The organism is Brevibacterium marinum (genome assembly GCF_011927955.1).
GTDB lineage: Bacteria > Actinomycetota > Actinomycetes > Actinomycetales > Brevibacteriaceae > Brevibacterium > Brevibacterium marinum.
Genome location: NZ_JAATJN010000001.1, coordinates 2,226,343 through 2,248,705, shown reverse-complemented (window position 1 = coordinate 2,248,705; position 22,363 = coordinate 2,226,343). Strand labels below are relative to the sequence as shown.

21 protein-coding genes are annotated in these 22,363 nt (G+C 65.5%); 4 read left to right on the top strand and 17 right to left on the bottom strand.

Annotated elements, in window-relative coordinates; translation table 11 throughout:
- The first annotated feature begins 110 nt into the window (after positions 1-110).
- Positions 111-725: a methyltransferase gene (locus tag BKA07_RS09910; RefSeq protein ID WP_167950756.1), complete on the top strand. Its 615-nt coding sequence runs from the start codon at positions 111-113 to the stop codon at positions 723-725.
- An 8-nt stretch (positions 726-733) separates the two neighbouring features.
- Here BKA07_RS09910 and dapF read toward each other — a convergent pair whose 3' ends face one another.
- From dapF to BKA07_RS09850, 12 genes are all read right to left on the bottom strand, one after another.
- Complete coding sequence (gene dapF, locus BKA07_RS09905) at positions 734-1,723, bottom strand: diaminopimelate epimerase (protein ID WP_167950755.1); 990 nt, start codon at positions 1,721-1,723, stop codon at positions 734-736.
- 46 nt (positions 1,724-1,769) lie between these two features.
- Complete coding sequence (gene miaA, locus BKA07_RS09900; RefSeq protein ID WP_167950754.1) at positions 1,770-2,702, bottom strand: tRNA (adenosine(37)-N6)-dimethylallyltransferase MiaA; 933 nt, start codon at positions 2,700-2,702, stop codon at positions 1,770-1,772.
- 12 nt (positions 2,703-2,714) lie between these two features.
- Positions 2,715-3,233, bottom strand: a complete 519-nt coding sequence (locus BKA07_RS09895; protein WP_167950753.1) for a hypothetical protein — start codon at positions 3,231-3,233, stop codon at positions 2,715-2,717.
- Between the two features lie 136 nt (positions 3,234-3,369).
- Positions 3,370-4,866 (bottom strand): tRNA (N6-isopentenyl adenosine(37)-C2)-methylthiotransferase MiaB, encoded by a 1,497-nt coding sequence (gene miaB, locus BKA07_RS09890; RefSeq protein ID WP_167950752.1) that lies wholly within the window; start codon positions 4,864-4,866, stop codon positions 3,370-3,372.
- A 76-nt stretch (positions 4,867-4,942) separates the two neighbouring features.
- On the bottom strand, positions 4,943-5,743 hold the full coding sequence (locus tag BKA07_RS09885) for a regulatory protein RecX (protein WP_245161910.1): 801 nt from the start codon (positions 5,741-5,743) through the stop codon (positions 4,943-4,945).
- Positions 5,727-6,833 carry a recombinase RecA gene (gene recA, locus BKA07_RS09880; RefSeq protein WP_167950750.1) on the bottom strand — a complete coding sequence of 369 codons (1,107 nt, stop codon included), beginning with the start codon at positions 6,831-6,833 and terminating at the stop codon, positions 5,727-5,729. Before recA ends, BKA07_RS09885 begins: the two co-directional genes overlap by 17 nt.
- 337 nt (positions 6,834-7,170) lie before the next feature.
- A complete protein-coding gene (locus tag BKA07_RS09875) occupies positions 7,171-7,398 on the bottom strand; it encodes a DUF3046 domain-containing protein (RefSeq protein WP_167950749.1) in 228 nt (75 codons plus the stop codon).
- Positions 7,398-7,727 carry a helix-turn-helix domain-containing protein gene (locus tag BKA07_RS09870; protein WP_167950748.1) on the bottom strand — a complete coding sequence of 110 codons (330 nt, stop codon included), beginning with the start codon at positions 7,725-7,727 and terminating at the stop codon, positions 7,398-7,400. The genes BKA07_RS09875 and BKA07_RS09870 overlap by 1 nt, the downstream gene beginning before the upstream one ends.
- Before the next feature lie 263 nt (positions 7,728-7,990).
- A complete protein-coding gene (locus BKA07_RS09865; RefSeq protein WP_342449028.1) occupies positions 7,991-8,515 on the bottom strand; it encodes a CinA family protein in 525 nt (174 codons plus the stop codon).
- Between the two features lie 4 nt (positions 8,516-8,519).
- A complete protein-coding gene (gene pgsA / locus BKA07_RS09860) occupies positions 8,520-9,170 on the bottom strand; it encodes a CDP-diacylglycerol--glycerol-3-phosphate 3-phosphatidyltransferase (RefSeq protein WP_167950746.1) in 651 nt (216 codons plus the stop codon).
- A gap of 106 nt (positions 9,171-9,276) precedes the next feature.
- A complete protein-coding gene (locus BKA07_RS09855) occupies positions 9,277-12,045 on the bottom strand; it encodes a DNA translocase FtsK (protein ID WP_167950745.1) in 2,769 nt (922 codons plus the stop codon).
- Positions 12,046-12,301: 256 nt separating this feature from the next.
- Positions 12,302-12,655 carry a hypothetical protein gene (locus tag BKA07_RS09850; RefSeq protein ID WP_209043930.1) on the bottom strand — a complete coding sequence of 118 codons (354 nt, stop codon included), beginning with the start codon at positions 12,653-12,655 and terminating at the stop codon, positions 12,302-12,304.
- A 44-nt stretch (positions 12,656-12,699) separates the two neighbouring features.
- On the opposite strand from BKA07_RS09850, the gene BKA07_RS09845 reads away from it, so the two are divergent.
- A complete protein-coding gene (locus BKA07_RS09845; RefSeq protein WP_209043929.1) occupies positions 12,700-13,476 on the top strand; it encodes an MFS transporter in 777 nt (258 codons plus the stop codon).
- Here BKA07_RS09845 and BKA07_RS09840 read toward each other — a convergent pair.
- Together BKA07_RS09840 and BKA07_RS09835 are read right to left on the bottom strand one after the other, a co-directional pair.
- The gene (locus BKA07_RS09840) at positions 13,423-14,079 is read right to left on the bottom strand and encodes a response regulator (RefSeq protein WP_167953076.1); all 657 of its coding nucleotides are present in this window, start codon (positions 14,077-14,079) and stop codon (positions 13,423-13,425) included. The two genes, BKA07_RS09845 and BKA07_RS09840, sit on opposite strands and share 54 nt — an antisense overlap.
- Positions 14,079-15,884, bottom strand: coding sequence for an ATP-binding protein (locus tag BKA07_RS09835; RefSeq protein WP_167950744.1), 1,806 nt, complete (start codon positions 15,882-15,884; stop codon positions 14,079-14,081). The genes BKA07_RS09840 and BKA07_RS09835 overlap by 1 nt, the downstream gene beginning before the upstream one ends.
- Before the next feature lie 142 nt (positions 15,885-16,026).
- Here BKA07_RS09835 and BKA07_RS09830 point away from each other — a divergent pair, with 142 nt between their 5' ends.
- Both BKA07_RS09830 and BKA07_RS09825 read left to right on the top strand, forming a co-directional pair.
- Positions 16,027-17,529, top strand: coding sequence for a CitMHS family transporter (locus BKA07_RS09830; protein WP_342449027.1), 1,503 nt, complete (start codon positions 16,027-16,029; stop codon positions 17,527-17,529).
- A 13-nt stretch (positions 17,530-17,542) separates the two neighbouring features.
- Positions 17,543-18,004, top strand: coding sequence for a universal stress protein (locus BKA07_RS09825; protein ID WP_167950743.1), 462 nt, complete (start codon positions 17,543-17,545; stop codon positions 18,002-18,004).
- A gap of 127 nt (positions 18,005-18,131) precedes the next feature.
- Here the strand turns inward: BKA07_RS09825 and BKA07_RS09820 are convergent, their stop codons facing one another.
- From BKA07_RS09820 to BKA07_RS09810, 3 genes are read right to left on the bottom strand one after another with little or no spacing between them, the layout of a single operon-like run.
- Positions 18,132-19,655, bottom strand: a complete 1,524-nt coding sequence (locus BKA07_RS09820; RefSeq protein ID WP_209043927.1) for a (Fe-S)-binding protein — start codon at positions 19,653-19,655, stop codon at positions 18,132-18,134.
- The gene (locus BKA07_RS09815) at positions 19,655-20,806 is read right to left on the bottom strand and encodes an FAD-binding oxidoreductase (protein WP_167950742.1); all 1,152 of its coding nucleotides are present in this window, start codon (positions 20,804-20,806) and stop codon (positions 19,655-19,657) included. The genes BKA07_RS09820 and BKA07_RS09815 overlap by 1 nt, the downstream gene beginning before the upstream one ends.
- The gene (locus BKA07_RS09810) at positions 20,803-22,263 is read right to left on the bottom strand and encodes an FAD-linked oxidase C-terminal domain-containing protein (RefSeq protein WP_167950741.1); all 1,461 of its coding nucleotides are present in this window, start codon (positions 22,261-22,263) and stop codon (positions 20,803-20,805) included. The genes BKA07_RS09815 and BKA07_RS09810 overlap by 4 nt, the downstream gene beginning before the upstream one ends.
- Positions 22,264-22,363 lie beyond the last annotated feature (100 nt).

The following is a 22,363-nucleotide window of genomic DNA, read 5'->3' as shown; positions in this document are numbered from 1 at the left end:
TCATTCCTTTGTTCGCTTCCACTCCCGACGCGGCTGCCGCGGTGCGGAGAGTTCCCTCTCAGTTCTGAGAGGTGTCCATCAATTCTCCCACAGCCGTCTAAACTGTAACGGTGTCAGAGCACTATTTCAGCGAATCGCCGAGCAGCGAGGTCCGAACACGCGAACTCACGCTTGATCTCGCCGGCCGCGAGGTCACCGTCGAGACCGTCTCGGGGACCTTCTCTCCCACCCGTCTGGATCTGGGGACCGCGGTCCTCCTGCGTCATCTGCCGCCCCCCGAGCCCGGCGATGTCCTCGACCTGGGATGCGGATGGGGTCCCATCTCCGTGGACGCGGCGCTGCGTGCCCAGGACGCCGAGGCGGATGTCCGTGTGTGGGCGCTCGACGTCAATTCCCGGTCCCTCGATACGACACGGAGGAATGCTCAGCGTCTCGGTCTGCATGCGATTCGTCCCGTCACCGCCGAGGAGGTCCCGGCCGATCTGCAGTTCAGCGCCATCCGGTCGAACCCGCCGATCCGGGTCGGCAAGGAAGCGCTGCACGAGTTGCTGACCACATGGCTGCCGCGATTGGCCCCAGGCGGGCGAGCCGACCTCGTGGTGTCGAAGAACCTCGGCGCGGATTCGCTTCACAGATGGCTCGTCGAGACGCTGGGCGAGGGTTTCGCCGTCGTGCGCACCGGATCGTCGAAGGGCTACCGGGTGCTCACCGTCACTCGCGACTGACCGGTCTGTCAGCTGATGGTTCCCTCGGCCACCAGAACGGCCGGTCCCGAGAGCGTGACGCTGCCCCGGGTGCCCTCTTCGTTCGGTGTGATGCCGACGCGCAGCTGACCGCCGGGCACATCCACGCGCCATTGCAGCGGTGAGGCCCGACCGGCCCAATGGTGAGCGGCGATCGCTGCGGCGCAGGCCCCCGTGCCGCACGAGCGGGTCTCACCGACCCCGCGTTCGAACACCCGCATGCGCAGAGCGCCCTCTCCCCCGGCTACATCGCTGCGAGCCGGCTCCATGACGATGTATTCGACGTTCGATCCCTGTGGCGGGACCGGGTCGAGGACGGGGGCCTCGCGCAGCTCGGCACCGTCGAGTTCGGTCCCCTCCGCAAGAGCGACCACGGTGTGGGGGTTCCCGGTGTCGACTCGCATGCCCGGGCGAGGCACCTCGATGCCGGACGTCGAGACGATGACGTCGTCGCCGTCGTCGAGCGACCAGTCTCCCATGTCGATCGTGTACCAGGCGTCCTCCGCCGACCCGGGAGTCTGCCGGCGTCTCCCGCTTGTAGCGTCTCCGGTCTGCGTGCCGAGCGCCGGATTGAGAACGGTATTGACCGTCTTGACGCCGTCTCGTGTGCCGACGCGGATCTCCTTCGCGTCGGTGGGGACGCGGCCGGTCGTCGCGAGCACATGGGCGAAGACCCGGACTCCGTTGCCGCACATCTCGGAGAGACTGCCGTCGTGGTTGTAGTAGTCCATGAACCATTCGGCGCCGGCCTCAGCCTGTTCGTCGGCGCCGGGGATTCCGCTCTTCGCCGAGCGCACGATCCTGATGACGCCGTCGCCGCCCAGGCCCGCACGGCGGTCGGCCAGCAGCGCGACGGTTTCGGGATGGATCTCCAGGTCGCCGTCATCATCGGCGAGGAGAACGAAGTCGTTCTGTGTGCCGTGGCCCTTGATGAAAGGGGTGCCTGCGATATCAGCGAACGGTGCCTGGGAGGAGCTCATGGCGCCATCCTATCGGTGCGGGTCCGGGCACCGATACAGTCGACATTCAGCTCTCGGGGAATATCGCATCGGTGTCTGCTTTCAGCGCCCGGGACGCATTGGCGTCGTGGTCACCGGCGGTCCCGTCGATCCAGACGATGCGCGGATCTCGGCGGAACCAGGTGTCCTGTCTGCGGGCGAACTGTCGAGTTCGGATGATCGTGTCCTCTTGGGCACGGTCGCGGTCGAGCTCTCCCGCCAGGTGGCGTTGGATCTGGGCGTATCCGATCGCACGGGATGCGGTCTTTCCCTCGGCGAGACCGCGATCGAGCAGCGCCCTGACTTCGTCGACCCAGCCGTGCTCCCACATGGTCGCCACACGTTCCGCGATCTTCTCGTGGAGGCTCTGACGTTCGACGCGCAGCCCGAGGTGCAGAGTCGGTTCGATGGCCTGATAGTCGGGCAGCTGGGCGCTGAAGGGTCGGCCGGTCAGCTCGATGACCTCGAGGGCACGCACGATGCGTCGCGAATCGTTGGGGGTGATCTTCGCGGCGGCTGCGGGGTCGAGGTCCTGCAGGTGCCGATGTCTGCCCCATCGGTCGGCTTCGACCTCGGATTCGATCCGTGCTCTGATCTGCGGATCGGTGCCGGGGAATTCCATCCGGTCGGTCGCCGCACGCGCGTACAGCCCCGATCCTCCGACGAGGATGGGGCGTCTGCCCCGAGCCCGGATGGCGGCGATGGCCTCACGTGCCCGGAGCTGGAAGTTCTGCACGTTCGCGTCTTCTCGCACATCGAGGATGTCGATGAGGTGGTGCGGGATCCCCCTCCGGCTGCTGACCGGAAGTTTGGCAGTGCCGATGTCCATCCCCCGGTAGAACTGCATCGAATCGGTGTTGATGATCTCCCCGCCGAGGTGTTCGGCGAGGTTGAGGGCGAGATCCGTTTTGCCGGTGGCTGTCGCACCGGCAATCGTGATGATCGGATCGTCTGCGCTCACGGCAGCCTCATCTCAGTAGGTCCCGGTTCCGCACAGCGAACGCACCTCGTGGACGCGCTCATCGAAGACGGTCCGAAACGCGTAGGCCGACGGCTCCCGAGCCATCATGAGACCGGCTGCGGCGTCGAGGAGTTCGAGATCAGCGTGGACGTCCTCAGCGGCGGCGATCGCAACACCTACGTCCGCGGCATCACCTGTGGTGATGCCGCGGACGAGCTGTCCGTCGACTGCCGCAGCGCCGGGCACGGGCGCCAGTGGCGAATTCTCAGCAGAGGCGGCCGAGAGATCGATGGGAATCAGCAGATCGTCGCTGCTGCCCGACGGTCGGATCTGCACTCCGGCGGCGTGGGCGTGCAGGAGTCCGACGGCGATTGCCGGGTGTGCGGATTCGCAGGCGGCCCGGTCGGCGGGGGCGAGCTCACCCACCGCCCGCACCCAGTCCTCCCCCTCGAGCAGTTCGCCGGTTCTCGCGTCGATGCCGCGATCGATTCCCCAGCCGCCGAGCCCCGCCAGCGGGGGCAGTTCGTCCACGGGCAGGGACCACGTGGCGTGTGTGCTCAGACAGGTTTCGATTGCGGCTCTCAGAAACGCAATTCGCTCGGCTTCTGCCAGGTCGACATCAGCCAGAAGGATCGGTGCCGCCGGAATGATCGCAAATGCCGCCATCTCAGCTGCGGGTGCGGATGGTCGGCATGCCCAGGTTGGTGGACCCGCCGCCCGACTGGCCGGGAGTCGGTGCTGCACAGCTGTCTGCCTGTGCGCGATCGTAGGCGTCTCCTGCCCGTGAGGGTCGAACCGCGTAGCCGGAGTCGGCGAGGAGGAAGTAGGGTTTGGCCTCCGTCACGGTCGCGGTGACGAAATCACCGGGGCGCGGCATCTCCTCGCCGTCGGGGATGCCGACGTGGACCAGACGGTTGTCGGCCGAGCGACCGGTCAGTCGTGGCGAGTCTCCGTGGGGCCTGGTCGTGACCAGCACTTCGACCTCGCGGCCGATCTGCGCAGTGTTCTCCTCCCAGGAGATCTCGTCTTGGAGCGCCGTCAGCCGTTCGAAGCGTTCCTGCACGACGTGTTTGGGGATCTGATCGTCCATCGTCGCGGCGGGGGTGCCGGGGCGGATCGAGTACTGGAAGGTGAAAGCCTGTGAGAATCGAGCACGGCGGACGATGTCCATGGTGCCGAGGAAGTCCTCTTCGGTCTCACCGGGGAACCCCACGATGATGTCCGTGGTGATGGCTGCCCGCGGGATCTTCTCGCGCACCGAGTCGAGGATGCGCATGAATCGGCTGGTGCGGTACGAACGTCGCATGGACTTGAGGATGGAGTCCGACCCGGACTGCAAGGGCATGTGCAGCTGCGGCATGACCGTTGGGGTTTCGGCCATGGCGTCGATGACGTCGTCGGAGAACGACGCCGGATGCGGGCTCGTGAATCGCACGCGTTCGATGCCGTCGACATTGCCCACGGCTCGCAGCAGTTTGGCGAATGCGCCCTTGTCCCTGAATTCCGTGCCGTAGGAGTTGACGTTCTGGCCCAGGAGCGTGACCTCGACGACTCCGTCGGCGACGAGTGCTTCGACTTCGGCGAGGATGTCGCCGGGCCTGCGGTCCTTCTCTTTTCCGCGCAGGCTGGGGACGATGCAGAACGTGCAGGAGTTGTTGCATCCGACTGAGATCGAGACCCATCCGGAATGCTGTGACTCTCGTCTGCTGGGCAGGGTCGAGGGGAAGACATCCAGGCTCTCGAGGATCTCGACTTGGGCCTCCTGATTGTGCCGCGCACGTTCCAACAAGGCGGGCAGGGATCCCATGTTGTGGGTGCCGAAGACGACGTCGACCCAGGGGGCCTTCTTGACGATGGTGTCGCGGTCCTTCTGGGCCATGCAGCCGCCGACTGCGATCTGCAGATCTGGGTGGCGTTCCTTGACCTGAGCCAGCTGACCGAGGTTTCCGTACAGTCGGTTGTCCGCGTTCTCGCGCACAGCGCAGGTGTTGAAGACGACGACATCGGCTTGATCGTCCGTGCTCGCAGGCACATAGCCGGCGTCGTCGAGCAGGCCGGACAGCCGTTCGGAGTCGTGGACGTTCATCTGACAGCCGTAGGTCTTCACCTCGTAGCTGCGCTGTGAGGGCTCGGTCGAGGTGGGTGTGTCAATCAGTTCAGTCATGGCGAGACCATTCTAGCCGTTCCGGCACTTCTGCAATCCTCAGTCCTCGGTGAGGACCTCGTCGTCGGTCGGAATCTCAGTCCTCGGTGAGGACCTCGCGTGTGACCTTGAGGCAGACCGAGGAGGAGAATCCTCGCCGTGCGAGCATGCCCAGGATCCGGCGCTCACGAACCTCGTAGGCCAGTCCCCGGCTCGATGCGGCCTTCTTCTCCGCGACCTGCCGGGCAAGATCCTCTTCCCCGTCCACGTCATCGACTGCGCCTGAGATGATGTCGGCCGACAGACCCTTCTTCGTGAGCTCTCGTTTGAGGGCACCGCGCGAGAGCTTTCGACGTTCCCTGTGCGCGCGCACATACCGGTGCGCGAATTCCTCATCGTCGAGCAGCCGTGATCTCTGGAGTTTGGCGATGAGTTCGTCGACGGCTGCAGGCAGGAAATCGCGTTTGAGCAGTTTGTCCCGCAGTTCGACACTGGCGTGGTCACGCATGGCCAGCATGTTCATCGCAGTCTTCTTCGCCTTCGCGTAGGAGGTGTCGAAGTCATCGGCCGCGTCGTCGAATGACAGCGCATCACTCAGGCCTGACGCAGCACTCAGGGCCGGGGCGTCGTTCAGGGCCGAGTCGTCCGCGTCTGAAGCTGCTTGGTGTGCGGCTGCGGGGCGACCGTCGCGCTCGAGAGCTGACCGCGGATCGGAGGTGTCCGAGGCCGACAGACCCGAGAGGTATCCCGAGTCCCCTTCGGCATGACGCTGGTCGATCTCGCTGATGGCCTCACGCAGTCCGGCCAGCGTCGTCGCCGATGCATCCGATCTCGTCGTGTCCCCGCCGATGGGGGCCGGATCGCTGACTCGATCCTGTGAGTCAGGAGACTTCGACATCATCCGATTTCGAGTCCTCTGCTGATGTGTCTTCTGCCTCGTCGCCCTCGTCCTCGGGCTCGTCGACCTTGATCAGACCCATTTTGTGTTTGATCTTGAGTTCAATCTCTTCAGCCAGCCCTGGGTTGTCGCGCAGGAAGTTCCGCACATTCTCCTTGCCCTGGCCCAGCTGATCCCCGTCGTAGGTGAACCATGATCCGGACTTGCGAATGATGCCGTTGTCGACGCCCATATCGATGAGGCTGCCTTCGCGGGAGATTCCCTGGCCGTAGATGATGTCGAACTCGGCCTGCTTGAACGGCGGGGCGATCTTGTTCTTGACGATCTTCGCGCGGGTGCGGTTGCCGACGGCATCCTGGCCTTCCTTCAGGGTCTCGATGCGTCGCACGTCGATGCGCACGGAAGCGTAGAACTTCAGCGCCTTGCCACCCGAGGTGGTCTCCGGTGAGCCGAAGAAGACGCCGACCTTCTCGCGCAGCTGGTTGATGAAGATGGCCGTGGTCTTCGACTGCGACAGGGCGCCGGCGATCTTGCGCAGTGCCTGGGACATCAGTCGAGCCTGCAGGCCGACGTGGCTGTCGCCCATCTCGCCTTCGATCTCGGCCTTCGGCACGAGTGCTGCGACAGAGTCGATGACGATGACGTCGAGCGCTCCGGAGCGGATCAGCATATCGGCGATCTCGAGCGCCTGCTCACCGGTGTCCGGCTGCGACACGAGGAGCTGATCCGTGTCAACGCCCAGCTTTTTCGCGTACTCGGGATCCAGAGCGTGCTCAGCGTCGATGAACGCCGCGATTCCGCCCGTCTTCTGGGCGTTGGCCACGGCATGCAGGGCCACCGTCGTCTTACCCGAGGATTCCGGGCCATAGATCTCGACGACGCGACCGCGCGGCAGGCCGCCGATGCCCAACGCGATATCCAGGGCGATGGAACCGGAGGGGATGCAGGCGATCGGTTCGCGGACTCCTTCGCCGAGCCGCATGATCGCGCCCTTGCCGTAGTTCCTGTCGATCTGGCCGAGCGCGGCGTCGAGCGCCTTTGATTTGTCTCCGCCGGTCGGGATCTGCACATTCTTCGGGGTACGAGCCATGATCTCTCCTAAAAGTATCGTTATCCGTTGAGACCAAGGCTAGAAGGTGGCACTGACATAACAACAGGGGAACGCAATCCCCCGTGGATAACCGGCCACTCATGGTCACAGGTCCCGTGATTTCCTACCAGCATAGCCGACATGGGAACAAGTGTTCTATATGTCGGGGCGTGTCGCAGGATTTTTCGCACCGTTGAGATGCGCAACAATTCGTACCGTCGAGATGACTATCAAGCAACGTCGTCACCCGCCATGCTGTTGACCGCCGATTCGAACAGCGATCCGCGAGCCGACCGGTGAACCGCTCGGGTCGAATCGCGAGCCGAAATGGCCCCCTCTAGAACGGACGTGAGCGCGGCTTCTCTTTGCCCAGGCGGTGTGATTCGGGCACTCCCATCGCATCACAGACCGCGATCCAGATGTCCCGAGGTTCGATTCCGGCACTGAATGCCTCTTCGGCCGTTCGGGAACCCAGACTGCTCAATGCCAGGTCGGTGTGCAGCGATGCGGCACGTGCCTCGCCGAATTCCTCATTCATGAGAACCCAGTAGAGGGTGTGACGCATTAGGGCTTGGCTGCCAATCGTGGCACCGAATATCCACCGGGGCGGCCCAGGATCTTGTCGGAGAGCTCCTGCGGAATGGTGTCGGGAATCTCGACTCCCTCGTCCAGGGCGAAACGATCCGAGACCGATGACAGCAGTGCCGACAGCGGCAGGTCCAGAGCCTCACAGATCGCAGACAGCAGTTCCGACGAGGCTTCCTTCTGTCCGCGTTCGATCTCACTGAGGTAACCCAGTGAAACGCTGGCCCCCATCGAGACGTCGCGCAGAGTCCTTCCTTGGACCCGACGAGCGGAACGCAGCGCGTCGCCGATTTCAACTCTCAGTAACATCTTGCGTCCCTCCCTTTGAATCCGTGGATCCTCGCGACCGTAGTCTCAACTTTACAGCCAGGGCGCGACCGAGCGCCAACCTGGGTGCGTGACCTGATGGTATTGCCAGTCCTTTCGAAGGTACCGGTGCACGTTCGTCCATATGTCAGTCCATGTGCCATTACCTGCTCAACTTCCCCCGGGTCGAACTTATTCCATGCGCACAGCGGTATGTCACGCTCCAGCAGGCGTCGTTCGCGACTGCAGCTGGGAACCGGTGACGGTCATCGCCGACCGTGCTCGTTCACTTCGGTGCCGTACGCCAAGCGGCTGGCGAACTCATCGAGGCCGACGATCATGGCGGCCACGGTCTGGCTGCGGATCGCATTCCGGTCTCCGCCGAAGTGGTGCTCACTGACCTGCGCCTTCCCGGCGAAGGCGATTGCGGTGTAGACGAGGCCGACGGGCTGGCCGTCCTGCGGCTGTGGGCCGGCGACTCCCGTGCAGGCGACACCGATGTCGGCCACGCATTCCCTGGCGGTTCCGGCCGCCATCTGCGCTGCGACGAGCTCATCGACCGGTCCTGTCTCCTCGAGCCGGTCGGCGTCGACCCCGGCGAGGCGGGATTTGAGGTCCGTGGCATAGGTGATGAGCCCTCCGCGGACCACTGCGGATGCTCCCGGCACGTCGACGAGCGTGGCCACGAATCGACCGCCGGTCAGCGATTCGGCACCGGCCACCGAGAGGCCCACCTGTGCACAGGTGGTGATGAGATGTTGGGTGCGGGAGAAGAGTTCGGACTCGTTCACTGGCTCACTTCGTGTCCGTGTCATCCGAGCCGTCGCCCGCGTTCGCACCTTTGGCAAGCTTCGCTGCCTGAACGCAGTAGTCGACTCCGGTCACGACGGTAACCACGATCGCCGCAGTCATCACCACCCACGCCAGAATCATCAGCGCGAGACTCACGCCCCCGGGGATGAATTGAGCCAGCGGAGTCACCAGCAGGAACAGTCCGATCGCAACGGTCTGCAGAACGGTCTTGATCTTGCCGCCTCTGGAGGCGGGCATGACGGCGATGCGGATCATGAAGAAGCGCAGCACCGTGATGCCCAGTTCACGAACGAGGATGAGGGCCGGGACCCACCAGGGGAGCTCCGTGATCGCGGCCAAGCCGATGAGCGCGGCCGCCATGAGCGATTTGTCGGCGATCGGGTCGGCGATCTTGCCGAAGTTCGTGATGAGATTGTATTTGCGGGCCAGGTCACCGTCGATCTTGTCGGTGGCCATCGCCAACAGGAACACCGCAAGAGCCCACCATCGCATGGTCACGTCCTGTCCCCCATCGACCAGAAGAAGGATGAGGAAGACGGGGACGAGCAGGATCCGGAGCACGGTCAGAGCATTGGGAACATTCCATGGGCTCGGCTCTGACGGTACATGGCCTGGGGCGGGTCGATCATTCACGTATCAACCCTATCCGAGGCACATGTGAATGGCGTGGAGCCGTCCGTTCGTTTCAGCGCGCGGCTCCACCTCTTACAGCCGCCGCGGGTGCGTGCAGCTACCGGGATCAGCGACCTGTGAGCGACCAGGCGTCCTCGTCGCTGGCTTCGACGACTTCCAATCCCGTCTCGGGGTCGACGTCACCGACGTGCAGGTCTGCGGCATGCCCGACGCCTGACGAGTAGCGGTCGCCTCCACCGGATCCCCCCGATGCGGCCGAGGAGCTGCCGTTCGAGGCTCCGAAGTCTTCGAACTCCTCGTCGTAGTCACCGGCCGCCGACGCTGTGCCGGACGTGCCGCCGGCCTGTCCGCCGGTCGATCCGCCGCCGGTCGATCCACCGCCGTTCGCGGGTGCCGAGTCGGGTTCCTCGTCCGGTGGGGTCTCGCCCTTGATGATCGCCAGGGTCGCGGGCAGATTCTCGGGACGGACCAGCACGTCGCGAGCCTTCGAGCCTTCGGAGGGGCCGACGATTCCGCGTGACTCCATGAGGTCCATGAGGCGGCCCGCCTTGGCGAATCCGACTCGCAGTTTGCGCTGCAGCATCGACGTCGAACCGAACTGCGTGGTCACGACCTGTTCTGCGGCCTGGAGCAGCAGTTCGAGGTCATCGCCGATCTCCTCGTCGATCTGTTTCTTTGGCGCCTCGACGGCAACGTCCTCGCGGTAGTTCGGGGTGAGCTGGCCCTTGACGTGTTCGACGACCTTCTCGATCTCGGACTCGTTGACCCATGCGCCCTGGACACGCATCGGCTTCGCGGCACCCATGGGCAGGAACAGCGCATCCCCCTGACCGATGAGCTTCTCCGCGCCCGGTTGGTCGAGCACGACCCGCGAGTCGGCCAGGGACGAGGTCGCGAAGGCCAGACGCGAGGGAACGTTGGCCTTGATGAGACCGGTGACGACGTCGACGCTGGGGCGCTGTGTGGCGAGTATGAGGTGGATGCCGGCCGCACGCGCCAACTGGGTGATGCGCTGGATCGACGCTTCGACGTCTCGCGGCGCGACCATCATCAGGTCGGCGAGCTCGTCGACGACGACCAGCAGGTACGGGTAGGGCTGGAGGACCCGCTCGGAGCCGGCGGGCGGCTGGACCCGCCCCTCCCGGACCGCCTTGTTGAATTCCTTGATGTGCTTGAACCCGTACTGGGCGAGGTCGTCGTAGCGGGTGTCCATTTCGCGCACAACCCATTCGAGCGCCTCGGCGGCCTTCTTCGGGTTGGTGATGATCGGGGTGATCAGATGGGGAATGCCCTCGTAGATCGTCAGCTCGACACGCTTGGGGTCGACGAGGATCATGCGCACCTCGTCGGGGGTCGCACGCATCATGATCGAGGTGATCATGGAGTTGACGAAGCTCGACTTACCGGCACCGGTGGCACCGGCTACGAGCAGGTGGGGCATCTTGGACAGGTCGGCGACGACGAATCCGCCTTCGACGTCCTTGCCCACGCCCATGACCATGGGCTGCTCGGTCTTCCGCGCGGCCTTCGAGCGCAGGACATCGCCGAGGGCGACGTTCTCCCGGTCCGAATTCGGGATCTCGATGCCGATCGCCTTCTTGCCCGGAATCGGCGAGAGGATGCGGACATCGGCGCTGGCCACCGCGTACGCGATGTTCTTCGACAGCGCGGTGACCTTCTCGACCTTGGTGCCCGGACCGAGTTCGACCTCGTATCGCGTGACGGTGGGACCGCGGGAGAACCCGGTGACCTCCGCAGCGATCTTGAATTGTTCGAGGACGTCGCGCAGCGCTTCGACCACGCGGTCGTTGGCCTCCGAGCGCTCCTTCGCAGGAGGCCCCGGCACGAGGTTGTCCGAGTTCGGCAGCGTGTAGGTCACGTCCCCGGCCAGAGTCAGCTGCTCCACGCGTTCGGGCAGCTGCTCCGTGGGTGGGGGCGTCGGACTGTTCGAGGCTGCCACCGGCGCCGAGGCGGCTCCCGAGTTGGTCTTGTTCGCCGAGGTGGCATCATCGTCCATGCCGATGGTCTTCTTCAGCGCCGCCGTTTCACGCTCGGCCTTCGTCGGCCGACGCTCACCGGGCTTGAACTGTGGCCGCTCGATGACCGTGGTGTCGGCATCTTCGTCGCTGACGTCGTTCTCATGGATGTAGGCCTTGTCATAAGCCTTCGTCGCGGTGTCGTCGTCCTTCTTCGCAGCCTCGGCGTCCGTCTTCTTCTTCCGCGACCGGCGTTTGGTTCCCATGACCGGTTTGAGATCGGAGGTGTGCTCGTTGTCGGCGACCAGATCGGTCGAGGACGCGTCCGAATCGGAGTCCCGAGCCGGGCGTGCTCCACCGGTCAGCCGCTGATACAGCGCAGTCAGACGTTGGGGAATCGAACGCACCGGTGTCGCGGTGATGACGAGAACAGAGAAGGTGCCGAGCAGGACGAGCAGCGGCACCGCCACGTAGACGGTCATCGCGACGACGAGGGGCGAGGAGATGACGAACCCGAGTGCTCCGCCGCCGTTGGCCATGGCATCTCGGGAATTGACGAATCCCGGATTGCCGGCGGCGATGTTGGCCAGACCGGAGGCCGAAAGGAGCAGGAGAATGATGCCGATGAGGATCCGGTTGTTGCCGCGATTGTCCTCTCCGCGAAGGAACAGCCTGATCGCATAACAGGTGAAGATCACCGGCAGGGCCAGGGCCACGCGCCCGAAGGTGCCCTCGACGACGCCCCTGACGCCTTCGCTGATCGCACCCGGGATGTTCCACCATTCGAACGCGGCGATGACGATGGACAGGCCGATGAGGAAGAAGGCTGTGCCGTCTCTCTTCGTCGGTGAATCGGTGGGTTCGTCGCTGAGGATCTTGCGGGCACGGTTCCCGGCCATGTGGGACACTCCCCTCCACGCACCGGTGACAACGTTTGTCCCGGGGTCTTTGGTCCCCGCTTGCCCGGTCCGACCAGTGCTCTTGCGCGCTGTGCCTTTTCGAGTACCAGAAGCGGGGGAAGTCGTTCTGGTCGCCATGGACCTCATCTTAGGGCGATTATGCGCTCCTGCCCAGCAAATCCGCAGGCTTCGGCGTGCCGAATCCACCTCGGCGCGAGTGCTGGACGTGACGGACACACGGGGAACGCAGCTGAGATCAGAGGTCCGGGTCGGTGCCGTGCTGGTGGCTGGCGTGCATGGCGGTGAAGAGGGCCCACTGCTTCGTGTCCCGACCGGACCGCCGTGACCTGAATTCCTCGAACAGGGCGTCGATCCGGTCTCTGAATTCGTCGACCTCGTCCGCGGTCAGCATTGCGGCCATGCGCCGCAACGTCCGTTCTTCGTGCGGTGCGGAGTCGAATTCGGCCACGAAGGCATCGATCATCGGATGTGTCATATCGCCGGCGTTGAGGTACCAGCTCTTGCCGGTGGCTCTGTCGGGGATCTCTCGCGCTCCGCGCCTGCCGCGACGCGCCTCCTGAGCCTCGAGGAACCCCGTATTGACGAGCATCCTTCCTCGTCATCAGCCTGCCCGCGGGCGCATGGGTCGACAGGATGCGGAAGAAGGCCGTCATCGTCGCAGGTGACCTGGTGCGTGCGGCCCTGCTGCTGACGGTCCCGGTCGCTTGGATGTGTGACCTGCTGACCATGCTCCAACTCTGCATCGGTGGCGCCTGCGTCGGCGTCGTCACTGTCTTCTTCGACGTCGCCAACCAGTCTTTCCTGCCCGAAATAGTCATGAGCGAGCAGCTCGGCGATGGCAATCGAAAGCTCCAGGCGAGCCAGCAGACAGCATGGGTGGCGGGCCCTTCACTCGCCTCCGGCTTGGTCGGAGTCATCGGCGGTCCGCTGACGATCGGGGTGACGATGCCGACTCTGCTCGTCGGCTGGTCCCTGCTCTCCTGGGCTGTCGTCGTCTACAACGTGGCTCAGGTCAGCTTCCGCCAACGGCTGTGCCCGAAACCTCTTCTCGGGCGCATGAATGCCTCGATCCGGTTCCTCGTCTGGGGTCCGATGCCCATCGGCGCCTTCCTCGGCGGCACGATCGCACACGCGATCGGAATCGTGCCGACTCTCTGGCTCTTCGCCTCGGCGGGGGTCCTCTCGTCACTGCCCGTCCTCATCTCCCCGCTGATCACCATAAGAACCCTGCCGAACGAGCTCAGTGCTCTCGACCGAGGAATCTCGCCTCCATCAGCTCCCCGAACCTGCAAAAGCGCGGTGCAGGCGGCGCGCTCTTGCCGGTTCGGGTTGCCGGAGGCCGAGGACATGTCGAACTCAGCCCAGTCCGTAGAGATGCTCGGGCCGACCGGTGCTTCCGTATTGGAGTGAGACGGTGACGGCGCGTGATTCGGCCAGCTTGGCCAAATGGCGCTGCGCCGTCGCGCGCGAGATGCCCACCGCTTCGGAGACCTCCAGCGCCGTCAGCGGACGATCAGCACCTTCGAGCGTCGCATAGATCCGACCGCTGGTCGACGAGCCGGAGCCGCGAACCGGCGCACTGCCGGGCGAAGCGACGTCGTGCAGGCTGCGAAGCTGCCGCTCGAGATCCGTTCGACTCACTTTCTCCCGCTCCCAGTAGCGGCGGAAGCGTGCATATCGCCTCAGAAAGTCCTGCAGCTCCTCGGCCGCGAAGGGCTTGAGGATGTACGTCATCGCCCCTGCGCGCAGGGCCGAGCGCACCACGTCCGCATCGGCCACGGCCGAGAGCACAATGGCGTCGACGTCGGTCTCGCGGATGAGGTCGACTCCGTTGCCCTCGGGCAGGACATAGTCGACCAGCAGCAGGTCGACTTCCTGCTCGGCAATGACCGTGCGTGCTGTGGGCAGATCCCTGACCGGTTCGAGTGCGTGGAATCCCGCGACCTCATCGACGTAGCGGCAGTGGATCTGCCCCACATAGAAGTCGTCGTCGAGCACCAGTACGTTGACCATCATCTCTCCTCATCGTCCGTATGGCTATCGTTCGCGGTGATCTCGTCCTCGTCGCCATCGCTGAGCACATCGGGCAGTCGCATCGCGAATCCCGCACCGCCCAGGTCCGGATCGTGGCCGACGAGCAGCCACACCCTGCCGCCGTGTCGTCGTGCAACCCGTCGGCACAGAGCCAGACCGATGCCATGCCCATGATCGGCATCGAGACCATCGCCGGTGCTGACCCCCTCGGCGAAGATGTCATCCGCGTCCTCGTCCGCAACTCCTCCGCCGGTGTCGGTCACGACGGCGTGCAGCTCCGGTCCGGAGCCGAGCAGCGTCACCTCGACCCTGCCGGAGGCGTCGTCGGCCGAGTCGACCCTGCCGTCACGAGCCACGTCTGCGCTCGCGACAACCGCCCTCACAGCATTGTCGATGAGGTTGCCCAGGATGAGTGTGATGTCCTCGGGATCCGACACACGACCCAGCACCAACGAATCCGGGGTGACGGCTAGGGACACCCCAGCCTCGGCGGCGGTGGTGCCCTTCGCTTCGAGAAGGGCACGCAGGTACGGATCGGAGATCACCTCGATCCCTTCGACTGGTGTCGCGATCGGACCGGTTCGCAGGATCTTTGCGAGATAGGTCTTCGCCTCATCGGTCGCTCCGGTGTCGACGAGCCCGAGAACGGTGTGGAGACGATTGGCGAACTCGTGCCGCTGCGTACGCAGCGCCCCGGCCATCGAGGTCACGGACTCCAGCTGTCGGGCCATCGTCAGCACCTGGGTCTCGTCCCGCAGCGTGACGACTCCTCCGATCGAGACTCCCCCTCGGCTGACCCTGACGGCGGTGGCCAGGAGGATCCGATCGCCGACGTTGATTCGGCGCCGTAGGGCCCCGTCCACGGGCGCATCGAGCATCATGAGACGGATCTGTTCGGGCACTTCTATGATCGAGCGCGACGCGTCCGCTCCGTTCGAATTCGACGCCTCCGCTCCGTCCGAGCGCGATGCGTCCACTCCGTTCGAGCCGTCGGTCCCGACGGCCGCGATACCCAACAGGTGCTCCGCCGTGGAATTGCTCAGGGTCGGCTCTCCGGACGAGCTGAAGGCCAGGACCCCGTCGTCGAGTCCACGCAGGACCGCCCCCTGGTCACGAGCCATCTCCGCAAGTTCCTCGGGTCCCACGCCGAGGGTCTCCCGGCGCAGGCGCCGTCCCAGGGCCAGAGACGCGACGACTCCGATCGCAAGGGCCAGGACGGCGACGGAGCCGAGAGCGAGGAACTCACGGCGAAGATCGGCATCGAGCACCGAGGCGTGGATGCCCACAGAGACTTCACCGACGACCGTCTCGTCATCCGAGGTGGAATAGATCGGGACCTTGGCCCGCACGGTCTCGCCGAGGGTCCCCCGCTCGTGACTGATGTTCTCCCGTCCGGCCAAGGCCTCGTCCGGCGAGGTCGAGACCCGGTGTCCGATGTTGTCCCGATCGGGATGGGTCAGTCGGATGCCGCGATCGTCTGTGATGACGGCGAACACGATGCCCGAGGAGGCCCGCAGGTCGTCGGTGATGGCGAGCAGCGGACGGGTGATCGCATCATCGGGCACCGCCGCGTGCTCGGCCGAGGCCCGGGTCGCCCCCTTCCTCACCTCAGGATCGATCGCCAGCGTCCGCGCGGTCGCCAGCGCCTTGGTCTCGGTGACATCGGTGACCGCTCGCGCTCCCATCCAGGCGAAGACTCCCGTCACCAGGGCCAAGGTCACGACGACGACGGCGAGCTGGCTGAGCAGCACACGGCGGGAGAACGGTCTGGTGGGTCGAGTCACCCGCTCAGGCTAGCCGTGCATGAGCGAAATGCGCAAAAGGTGCCAAACAGGCAGAACGTGTTCAGTGCACACAAACGCGCGCCGCTTTCGGACGCGACCTAACGTGTATCGGGCATCACATCCGCCTTCGAGGGAGAAGTTCGTGCTCGTTATACTCGGTTTCGCAATGATCATCGTCTTCATGACACTGATCATGACGAAACGACTCTCACCGATCCTGGCGCTGATCATCGTCCCGACCATCTTCGGGCTGTTCACCGGCGCAGGGCTGGGAATCGGCGAAATGGTCATGGACGCCATCGCCGACATGTCGTCGACGGCAGCGCTGCTGCTCTTCGCCATCATCTACTTCGGCATCATGATCGACGTGGGCCTGTTCGACAAGCTCGTCGCATTCATCCTCAGGGTGGCCGGTCATGACCCCGTCAAGGTCGTCATGGGCACCGCCCTGCTGACAGGAGCGGTCTCCCTCGACGGCGACGGATCGACGACGTTCATCGTCGTCACCGCCGCGATGCTGCCGATCTACCAGCGCTTGGAGATGTCGCCGGTCGTGCTCACCTGCGTCGCCGGCCTGATCAACGGCACTCTCAACATCGTCCCCTGGGGCGGTCCGACGGCACGTGCCTCGTCCGCCCTGCAGATCGATGCCAACGAGATCTTTGCCCCGATGGTCCCCTCCCTCATCGCAGGTCTGCTGGTGTGCTTCGTCTTCGCCTACTTCCTCGGTATCTCAGAGCGTCGCCGCCTGGCCAAGAACGATGTGGCCTGGCCCGAGGAGCGCCAGTCGAGTTCGGGGCGCTCCGATCTGGTCGGCGCGGTCGCGCGGTCGTCCTCCGCGTCCGCTGCGGGAGTCGACGCTGCTGCAGGCGCAGGTGCCGGCTCGGGCGCTGCAGATTCCGATCGGGGTGCGGGAGCCTCGGCGGGATCGACGGCCACGGGCATCACGGGCGGACGGCCCGAACCCGCCTCGGGCAGTGGTTCGGCGCTGACCGGGACGGCGCTCGATCCCAACCGGTCGACTCTGCGGCCCAAGCTCTTCTGGTTCAATCTGGTCCTCACCGTTGCCGTGATGGTCATGCTGATCGCCGATCTGCTGCCCCTGCCGTACCTGTTCATGATCGCCATGGTCATCGCGCTCTTGGTCAACTTCCCCAACATCAAGGCGCAGCAGGAGGAACTGGCTTCCCATGCGGGTGCGATCATCTCCGTCGTCGCCATGGTCATGGCCGCCGGTGTCCTCACCGGCATCATGAGCGGGACCGGCATGGTCGACGCCATGGCCTCCTGGCTCGTCGACGTCATCCCGTCCTCGATGGGCCCCTACATGGCCGTCATCACCGGTCTCCTCTCGATTCCGATGACCTTCTTCATGAGCAATGACGCCTTCTACTTCGGCATCCTCCCGGTGCTCGCGGAGACCGCGGGACACTTCGGGATCTCCGCGGCCGACATGGCCCGCGCTTCGATCACCGGACAACCGGTGCACATGCAGTCACCGCTGGTTCCCGCGATCCTCCTCCTCGTCTCACTCTCCGGAGTCGAGCTCGGCGACCACCACAAGAAGGTCCTGTGGCGAGCGCTGATCGTGGCCCTGGTGATGCTGACCGTCGGCGTCCTCGTCGGCGTCATCGCGATCGGATAGGAGAGAGACCCATATGACTGATTTCTACTCGACGCCGCAGCACAGATACCCGGCGCCCTCGTTGCGGATGGCGGCCTCGGCCGGCATCGACGATGCCCGGCGCACGATCGTCCTGGCCTACCGCGCCGATTCGTCGCCCGCGGTCCTCGACCAGGCGATCGCCGCCGCCCGCCGGGAGAACGCGGCCCTGCGCGCCGTGCACTTCGACACCGACACGACGACTGCCCCATCGACCGGCGCCCTGTCCGACACGAGGGAGTTGGCCGAGCAGCTCACGGCGGCGGAGGTCGAATTCGAGATCCAACGAGCCGATTCCGATGTCGCCTCGCAGATCATCGACCTCGCCGAGCATTCGCAGGCGGAACTGATCGTGGTCGCCTCCAAACGCCGTTCACCCGTGGTCAAGCTGCTTCTGGGCTCGAGCACCCAGCGGGTGATCCTCGAAGCCGAATGCCCGGTGCTCATCGTCAAGTAGCGTTCGGCGCCACCGACTCACCGGCCCGGCCCCTGCTACGACCGGTGGCTCATCGCTTCAGCGCCCGGCCCCTGCTACGACCGGTGGCTCATCGCTTCAGCGCCCGACCAGCTCCCGGACCGGTGGCTCATCGGTCCAGCAGCTGACCGGCCCCCGCCCCGGTCAGCGACGCATCGAGGAGTTCGATCGTATGGGCGGTCGGCAACGTGTCCTCCCCCTGTCTGCGCAGGGCGTCGGTGACCTGCAGCAGGCATCCCGGATTGCCGGTGACGACGAGTTCCGCTTCGGTGGCGGCGATGTTCGTCGCCTTCTTGTCCCCGAGTTCGCGTGCCGCCTCGGGACGCACGAGGTTGTAGATGCCGGCCGAGCCGCAGCAGGTGTCGGCGTCCTTGATGGGAGCCAACTCGATCCCGGGGATCTGACCCAACAGCTCGCGCGGCGGGTTGCGCACCCCCTGGGCATGCGAGAGATGGCAGGCGTCGTGGTAGGCCACACGCAGCTCGCCGTCGGTGACCGGGTGTCGCGGCGCGTTGGGCCCGAGCTCGGCGAGGATCTCCGTCACGTCTCTGACCTTGTCGGACAGAGCCTCGGCGCGCTGTGCATAGGCGGGGTCATCGGAGAGGATGTCCGCATACTCCTTCATCGTCGATCCGCATCCCGCGGAGTTCACGACGAGGTAGTCCACCTGCGCCGAGGTGAAGGTGTCGACGATCCTGCGCGCGAAGTCCTCACCTTCCTCGCTGCGTCCGGCGTGGACCGACAGCGCACCACAGCACCCCTGCGACTGCGGCACCACGACCTCGCAGCCTTCCATATTGAGCACCCGCACCGTCGCCGCGTTGACCTGAGGGTAGAAGGTCCGCTGCACACAGCCGAGCAGCATCCCCACCCGTGCCCTGACCGGCAGGCTCTCCCCCTCCACCGATCGCGGCGGGTTCGACTCGGGAACGCTGACCTTCTTGGCCACCGGCGGTGCGATGGCCTCCATCGTGGCCAGGGTCGGTGAGAGCTTCTCGAGGACCTTGGATCTGCGGATGACCGTGGACAGGCCGCTCCGCTGGTAGAGCTTGAGCGGGGCCAGCAGGGCATTGAGACGATCCGGGTACGGGAAGAGTTGGAAGATCGCCTCCCGCAGCACCACCTCGGCGCGGCTGCGATGTTCCCTGCCGTTGCGTTCGACCTGTCCTCGGGTGGCTTCGATGAGCTTGTCGTACTGGACGCCGGAGGGGCACGCGGTCACACACGCCATGCAGCCCAGGCACGCGTCGAAGTGGTCGACCATGGCCGCGTTCATCGGCCCGTTCTCCAGACCCTCCTGCATGAGGTGGATGCGTCCGCGCGGCGAGTCCTCCTCCCGGCCCCAGAGCTGGTAGGTCGGACAGGCGGGCAGACAGAAGCCGCAGTGGACGCAGTCGGCGATGAGTCCCGCATCCGGCGGGTTGAACACGTCAAAGGCCGAATGGTCCATGGTCGGGGGCTCCATCAGCATCGTCGCCTGTCCGGCGCTCGCCACGGTCTCTTCCAACGAGGTCGGCCCACGAGAGGCTGCCGATCCCGAGGCTGCGTTCCAGACAGGCGTCTCCTTCGGCGTCGAGGCTCCGCTCGGCCCGCCGCCCTGGCAGCCTCCTGAGCCACCGCAATCGCATGACATCACAGTCCTCCTATTCCACGTCCGGGTGAGAGCAGACCGTCCGGGTCGAACTGGTCCTTGATGGTGCGCATGAGTCCGAATCCGGGGACCTCGCCCCAGGCGTCGACTTCGTCCCACACTGCTGCCGGGGCGCAGAGCAAGGTCGCCGAAAGCTGCCTCCGGCTCCATGAGCGCAGATGTTCGAGAACCACCCGGGTCGCGATCGTCGGGTCCGCGTCTGCTGCGCCGATGCCGAGGTCGAAGACCCCCATGGCGGACCCCCGCAGCTGGATCGGGTGCCCGATGGTGTCCTCGAGCTGGGAGATCTGAGCCACCAGCTCGGGTACCAGCGCCGGTGAGACCGAGGCCCTGATCGTCACCGGTGCCTGGGCGCGCCTGGACCACCAGCTCGGCCGGACCCCGGGCGCTGCTCCGGGAAACGTGTCGACCATCCGAGCGGTTCTCGACTCCACCGATTCGGGGAGTCCTTCGACCATGACCACGGCCGATGCCCGACCGCCCGGCGACCGGTCGATCTCCACGGCCGACGGAGCCACTTGAGAGCCGAGGACCTCGAGGGCGGCCTCTGCGCCCGGGAGTTCGACGAAGCCTTCGGTCTGCGGTTTCGGGTACAGCCTGATCGCGACGTCGGCGATGATGCCCAGCGTGCCCCAGGAGCCGGTCATCAGCTTGGCGAGGTCGTAGCCGGCCACGTTCTTCACGACCTTGCCTCCGGCCCTTGCGATAGTGCCGTCGGCGAGGACGACCGTGACGCCGAGGACGACCTCACGCAGGGGCAGGCGACCGATGCGACGTGGCCCCACGGCGCGGGTGGCGATGGCCCCGCCCAGCGTCGCCCCGGAGTCGGTCCGGTCGGCGGGGAAATCCGGGAGGAGCTCTTGGCCGCCCGTCCCGGCGACCCGGTTGAGCTCGGAGATCGCGGCACCGGCTCCGGCGACGAGGATGAGGTCTCCCGGGGAATGTTCGATGACCTGGTCGAGTCCACCCATGTCGATGAGGAGGTTCGGGGTGCGTCCCGGTGGGTGGTCGTCGAACGCGGTGCCGCCGCCGCAGACGGCAACGCTGCGACCGTCGCGATGAGCTCCGGTCATGAGTTCGGAGAGTTCTTCGACGCTGTCGGGTCGAGCGAATCCGGGACGTGCCTCGGTCAAAACAGCTCCGCCTTTCCTGCCGTCTGCAGGGGATGTTCCCCCGATGTTCGCCGAGGTGGTTCTCCGCAGAGCCGTGGTGTCGGGAAGACCTTGCCCGGATTGGACAGATGACTCGGATCGAAGGCGCACCGCAGGATCTGCATCGTGTCGAGGTCCTCGTTCGTGAACATGCGGGGCATGAATTTGGCCTTGTCCGATCCGACTCCGTGTTCGCCGGTGATCGAACCCCCTTCGCTCAGGCACAGGTCGAGGATCCGGCCCGAGGCCGTCTCGGCCAGCTCGGCCTGTCCCTCGAGAGCACCGTCGAAGAGCACGAGGGGGTGCAGGTTACCGTCGCCGGCGTGGAAGACGTTGGCAACCCGCACACCGCACTCTTCGGCGATCGTCGAGATCGAGGCGAGCACGGGTCCCAGCCGCGAGCGCGGGATCACACCGTCCTGGACGATGTAGTCGGGACTGATCCGACCGACCGCTGCGAAGGCCGATTTCCGGCCCTTCCAGATCAGCCCGCGTTCGACGTCGTCGACGGCGACTCGGATCTCACCGGCATGGTGGTCCCTGGCCCTGGCGATGACCGTCTCCCGCTCGAGTTCGACGTCGATGGCCGGTCCGTCGAGTTCGACGACGAGGACCGCGCCGGCGCCCTCGGGGTAGTTGCAGGCCACGGCCTTCTCGGCGGCCTCGATCGCCAGCGCGTCCATCATCTCGATGGCGGCGGGCATGATGCCCGCCGAGATGATGTCGCTGACCGCCTCCCCCGCCGCATCGGTCGAGTCGAATCCGATGAGCAGCGTCTCTACGGCTTCGGGCAGGCGGGTGAGCCGGACGGTCACCTCCGTGACGATCCCGAGTGTCCCTTCGGACCCGCAGAGCACGCCGAGGAGGTCGTAACCCGGATATTCGGGTGCCTGTCCCCCGATCTCGACGATCTCGCCCTGGGCCGTGACGAGGGTGCAGCCGGTGACGTGGTTGGTGGTGAAGCCGTATTTGAGGCAGTGGGCGCCGCCGGAGTTCTCGGCGACGTTGCCGCCGATCGAGCACACGCTCTGGCTCGAAGGGTCCGGGGCGAAGTAGTAGCCGTCCGGGTTGGCTTCGTTCGACAGGTCGAGGTTGATGACTCCGGGCTGGACGACGGCGCGCTGAGCGATGAGATCGATGTCGAGGATGTCGCGCATTGTCGCCATGACGATGAGCACGCCCTCCGCGTGCGGTTGTGCTCCTCCGGACAGGCCGGTGCCGGAGCCGCGGGCGACGAAGGGGACGTCGAACTCATGGCAGGCACGCACGGCCAGGGCCACCTCGGCGGTGGAGGTGACGCGGACGACCAGAGCCGGAACGGTCCTGTGCACGGCCAGGCCATCGCACTCATAGGTCTTGCGCTCGGTCTCGTCGGTGACGATCGCCCCGGCCGGCAATCGTGGTTCGATGTGCTCGAGAACCGACTCGATTCTGCTCATGTCCACTCCTGCCTCCGGTGCATCGTTGGTGCCGAGCTTAGCGAAGAACGCCGCCGAAAATGTGCGATGAAGCACATTTTTCGACGGCGTTCTACTTGGT